Genomic DNA, 5,975 nt, shown 5'->3' on the forward strand with positions numbered 1-5,975 from the left:
GAACGAGCAAGACCCCGCCTCTAACAAGCAGATCCTCGATACCAAACGTCCCTGCGACTACGCCCGAGATAAAGCCTGATAGCGTCGCGCTAGCTCCGATTCGCAAAGCCGCCGCGCCGAAAATAGCCGAAGCAAATACCATCACCATGCCAACTACTATCCCGTAAGCTTCCACAGGTGTCTCATCTTGCTTTTCTATCTCCTCCTTAACCCCCTCATCCCCATCAAGTAGAGCAATGATCTTTTGCGTGCCTATGTTTATACCGTTTTGGATATTGCCTTTTTTAAACTCAGGGATTATGTAGTAGTTTATTATACTGCTACTAAGAGCGTCCGTTAGAGTACCCTCTAGACCGTATCCTACCTCTATGCGTATTTGTTTGTCGTTTGGAGCTACTACTAATACTACTCCGTTATCTTTACCTTTTTGTCCTATACCCCAACGTCTAGCTAGTTCTATGGAGTACTCTTCTATTTGAGCGTTACCTAGAGATTCTATAGTAGCTACTACGACTTGATTAGTGGTATTGTTTTCGTGAGTAGATAGTAATGTTTCTAGTTCGTCTTTTGCGCTCTGGCTTAGTACTCTTGCTTGATCTACTACCCTGCCGGTTAAGGCAGGGAAATTTGAACTCTTTTCGTTTGATGTTTGAGTAGTAGTTTGTTTTACGGTTTTGTTTTGTTCGGCAGTATTATCTGCTGCCGATAAATTTATAGCCGTAAGTCCTAAAAGCGTAAAAACGCAAAATAAAGTAGATAAAATGCGTTTCATTTTTGTACCTTGGTTGGGTTATTTGGCGAAAGATACGTCCGGCGCGCTTTGTTCGGTCTCGCTTGCTTCAAACGTCACGCGCGGTTTGAGCTCTGGATAAAAAATCGCGGCTATAAACTTATCCGGTATCTTGCGAAGGGCGATGTTGTAGTCCTTGACCGCTGCGATATAGTCCTTTCTAGCGACTGCGATGCGATTTTCCGTACCTTCAAGCTGACTTTGAAGGGAGAGGAAATTTTGATCGGCTTTTAACTGAGGGTAGTTCTCGGTGATAGTCATTAGCCTAGATAGCGCGCCGCCTAGAGTTTTTTGAGCGTTTTCAAACTCTTTTAGCTTAGCGGGATCGTCTAGCGAGCTAACGTCGATCGTCATTTGAGAAGCCTTGCTTCTAGCTTCCGTTACTTCCTTAAATACGCCTTCCTCGTGGCTGGCGTAGCCTTGAACTGTTTTTACTAAATTTGGAATAAGATCGGCGCGGCGTTTGTATTGGTTTTGCACCTGGGCCCATTTCTCTTTGACCGTCTCGTCGAGTACCGGAAAGGCGTTAATATACTTCATGGCGATACCGCCGATAACGCCTAAGACGACTAGAAAAATGACTAAATTTTTCATGGGTGCTCCTTTGAGAAATTTCTACCTTGATTATACACTTAAATGCTTTTAAAATTAATAATTTAAAAATGAAAGTCGGGTAAATTTGAAGTTAAATTTTGATCTAAATTTGGGAAAACTAGGAGTAAATTTGAAAAAGTAAATTTGCGGCAAGAGATTTTGCTTCTCTTGCCACATAGCGTTTAAAACTTAAAAGTCTGTTTGGATCTTTTCGTCGATTTGTATGTGTACAGTTTTGCCGTCTACGCTATCCACGCTATCATACATCTTATAGCCGGTATCGGCTTTGCTTTGATCATCCGATAGCCTCCACTGTCCTTGACCTTTAACCTTATCGTACTCGTCGCCTTTTATTTTTAATACCGTATCGGCATTATCGGTGATATCTAGCACGTCCTTAGCTCTAATGGTTAGCTCTACCGCTCCACCTGAGCCGTCGGCACCTAGCTGTAATTCCTCAAAGCTTTCAACCTTATGATCTAGGTTATTTACTTGGCTCAAGTCGATACTGTCGTTAAATACTAACGTGTCTTCCCCTAGTCCGCCGTACATCCTCTCTTGAGATGCTTTGTAGGTGATAGTATCGTCGGTAGTATCTTTTTCTACAGTTATCGTAGGGAAAGAGACGGTAGCGCTTTCGTTGCCGTTTTGATCTACCGTTTTAGCGGTAATATTTACCTTGTTATTGTCTTTTTCGGTATTTATCAATATATCGGTAGAGACATGACCGCGATCTATATCTTCCTGAGTCAGAGCAGGCAACTCTTTGGTTATCATTTTGCTTGCGTCATGAGGATCGGTATAGCTCACTACGACTTTATCTCCGGCTACCGTATCGTCAGGTAGGTAAACGCTTATGCCTGTTGAGCCCTTATCTCCGTCTCTGCTATTTTCCGCTACCGTTAGTCTGCCGTCATAGTTGGTTTCTTCGTTATACCCTATCGTGCTTATATTTTGCATTTTTTCTAGGACAGCCTCATCATTGCTTGTGACTCTATTGTTGTTATACGCATCGGTTAGCGTAGCTTCTACGGAAACCTTGGTTTGATCATCCGGCCTCATACCTACGTTGCGAATTCGCACTGCGCCACCCTCTACCTCTAGAGTTTCCGATCCATCTGTGCTTACGGCTCTAAATTTCTTGATTCCGTTTGCGTCTCTATACTCTTCGATAGTGTATGACTTGTTGCTTCTGCTTACGCCGCCCTCTTTAATATTAATATTTAGCTTATCGCCATTTATTATATTGCTTGGAAGCCCTACGGCGATAGTAGTTTTAGTAGATGCGCCGTCTGCAGTATCTTCTACCCTGCTAATCTTACCATCGTCATCAAGATCCTCTTCAAATCTAGCGGTTAGCTCTCCGTTCCAATCACTGTTTAATTTATTTTTAGCCTCGGCCGTCGGAGTTTTGTCTATTCCAAATTCGTCAGAGAGTGATGCTTTGGCAACGATTTCGGTATTGTTTTGCATAGGTACGTTTTTGATTTTTACCGTATCATCCTCTACGTCTATCCTTGAGCCGTCCGTACCGACAGCTTGTAGCTTGCCGTTTGATTTTTCAAAGGTATAGACCTTGTCGCTTCCTTTTATATTTACGGTTAGTTTATCTCCAGCTACCACGCCGTTAGGAAGAGTTACGCTAATCGTAGTAGTAAGGACGCTATTGTCGCTTGAAGCTTCGCTTCTATCTATTACGCCGTTTCTGTTGGCGTTGTCTTCGTCAAAGCTTACAGATACGTTTTTATTGGTTAACTCAGGAGTTAGCTCAAGACCCTTGTCTGCAACGGCCGCTTTTTGTGTTCCCGCGCCGTCGACTACTTTTGCGCCGACTAAGGTTTCTTTACCGGCTATCATAGATACAGGAACTTTTATGATGCCGTTTTTTCCGGTATCAAATTCGACCCCGTCGCTACCTCTAACCTTATAGCTTCCATCAGGATTTACGCCTACTATAGAGTACTCTTTTGAGATATTCTCGGTAGTGCCGTTCGGTTTTGGCTGATTTATACTAACTTGTACTTTATCGCCGGCTACTGCATTGCTAGGGATTGTAACTAGAGCATTTGTCTTATGGATATTGCCGTCTAGGTCTGCTTCTGTTCTAGTTAGCTTACCGTTTCTGTTTACGTCTTCTTCAAAGCCCAAATAAAGAGGTCTATGTCCCGCGCCGCTTCCTAGTATCGTGCTATTAGCTGCAGACGCGGCCTTTCCGATTCCGTCTGCTCCTGTTACTTTAGCGTCTACTCCAGTACTTGCGGTATCGCTGATAGGTATATTTTTGATTTCTACCGTATTGTTTTGTTTTACCTCGACCTCGTTGTTGTTAGCATCCACGATTTTAAATTGCTTATTGCCGGCTGGATCTTGATACTCTTTTATAGTATAAGTTCTAGTTTCGGCTACTACGCCATTATGTTTAACATCGATTTCTAGTTTGTCGCCGTTTACTATGTTGCTAGGTAATTTTACGGTAGCGGTAGTTACCCCATTTTGAGCATTTTCGCCGGCAGAGATAGATCCGTCGTTGTTTTCGTCTTCGGCGAAGGCCACATACATATCGTCATAAAGAGGGGTTATTCCGCTATTGTTTTTAGCAGCTGCTTTGCCGCCTTTACCGTCAGAAACATCGGCCTCTACTACGGTTTTGTATCTCTCATCCATAGTTACGCCTACTTGTACCGTATAGTCTTTTTTGACCTCGACCTCGGTACCGTCGGCAGCCACACCCTTAAAGCGCTTGTTTCCGTCGGCGTCTTGGTATGATTGAAGGGTGTATGTTTTAGTTTGGCTCGTCTCGCCTGACGTTTCAGCTTTATTTTTTACAGTGATATTTAACTTATCGCCGTCAACTATGTTATAAGGAAGCTTTATACTTGCCGTAGTTTTATGGATCTGCGTATTACCGCCCTCAGCGCTTTCGGCTCTTGATACGGTTAAATTTTGATTAACATCTTTATCAAATTTAACTTCCATAGCATCTAGATTGTTGATTATATTATCTTTAGTAGCACTAGCCTTCTCTATGCCTCTAGCATCTGATATTTCGGCCTCTACGATAGTTTTGTGATCTGTGCGCATACGAACGTTTTTTATCTCGAAGCTATTTTTTGTTTTCATGTCTACATAATTGCCAGTATCATCATCTTTGAGTCTCGTTACAGCATTGCTCTTGTTGTTATTTTTCTCAATAGTATAGTGTTTAACGGTATCTATATATGATCCGTCAGCCCTAGGTTCTTTAATTGTCACAGTTAGCTTATCTCCGTTAACCGCATTGTTTGGAATTTTAATTGTTACGGTCGTCGTGTATTCGCTGCTCGTGTGCTCGGCAACCGTTCTATCAGTAACCTTTCCGCCTTTAGCATCTTCAAAGATAACACCAGGCTCTTTTATAGCCTCGATGCTGATTTTCGCATCGGCGGTTTTGTCAGGTTGTGGTTCAGTGTATTTCACGGTAGCCGTTATTTTCGTATCTTGATTTGATCTTACGTCGAGATCTTTGTACTCAAATTTATAGAGCTCGTCGTCTGTTCTTAGATCGGAGATCGGCTTAGTAGATTTTCTAGGCAAAATATCGCTACTATCAGCGTCATTTTTTATAGACTCTATAACGCCTTGCGCATTTAATTTAATAGTATACGTTTTTTCAACTACGCCTTTGCCTGGCTCCTCAACCTTCAAGACTAGTTTATCGCCGTCTTTAACGTCGTAAGGTATAGTTATAGTGGCGTTAGTTTCGTTTACGTTTTGATCGGTCATACCGTCTGCTCTAGATAGTATCTTAGCTCCTGATGCCTGTACCTTGCTAGGTTTTTCGTTAAATTCTACACCTATATTACCGTCATAGAATGTTACTTCTGCATTGTTGGAATCTTCACTCTTCTGATCACCGTTACCGTGATCTACGACTCTAGCGATAACTCCGGTTTTAACTCCCGGAGCTACCTTAGCCATGCCGTCAATCACCATTGTTCGTCCGTTATTTATATGTTCCGGCTTGATTACTTCTATTCTTTCCTCTGTAGTTACGTTACCGTTTTTGTCAGTATATGTCATAGTGATTTTCATATCATCACCGGCTCTTGCATCCTCAGGGATGGTAATTTTTACTGTCGTAAAATTTAAATCCCCGTCTCTTATATTTTCAGAAGGAGTTAATATTCGGTCTCCGTTGTAATTCTCAGGCAAGTAAACTACTGGATTTACATCCAATCTTAACGTATCGGTAGATGCCGAGCTTTCGTTACCTATCGAGTTAGTTATAGTTGCAGAAACCGTAGTCGGTGCATTATTCGACATCTTATTGGTTTGGATTTGCAACGAGTAGCCGTGATCTTTAATATCTTGAGTAATAGTTACGCTTTGTGTTGTTTTCGTGCCGTCTGGATTAGTAACGGTAATTTTTAGAGTATCTCCTAATGTGGCATCCGAAGGTACGGTAACCTTAGCTTCGGTAACATTTTTATTGTGATCTTGCTTATTCTCAGAATAGCTTAATAATCCGCTATTGTCCAAGTCTTCCGTAAATACAACCGTAGGAGCCGCAGGCGTGGTGGTGTCAAATTTAACACTATCACTACCTCTTGGG

General features: G+C 42.2%; 3 protein-coding genes. All 3 read right to left on the reverse strand.

Going from position 1 to position 5,975, the window contains the following annotated elements; all coding sequences use genetic code 11:
- Positions 1–772, reverse strand: a 772-nt coding sequence (locus tag H740_RS07155) for a TPM domain-containing protein (RefSeq protein WP_002952794.1), incomplete at its 3' end; no start/stop codon positions are given.
- Between the two features lie 18 nt (positions 773–790).
- Entirely contained in the window at positions 791–1,384 is a 594-nt protein-coding gene (locus H740_RS07160; protein WP_002952795.1) for a LemA family protein, read from the reverse strand.
- Positions 1,385–1,573: 189 nt separating this feature from the next.
- Positions 1,574–5,975 (reverse strand): hypothetical protein (locus H740_RS11965; protein ID WP_197273065.1); only part of this gene is annotated, 4,402 nt, incomplete at its 5' end.

The sequence above is a fragment of the Campylobacter showae CC57C genome, from assembly GCF_000344295.2.
In the GTDB taxonomy this organism is placed as follows: domain Bacteria; phylum Campylobacterota; class Campylobacteria; order Campylobacterales; family Campylobacteraceae; genus Campylobacter_A; species Campylobacter_A showae_B.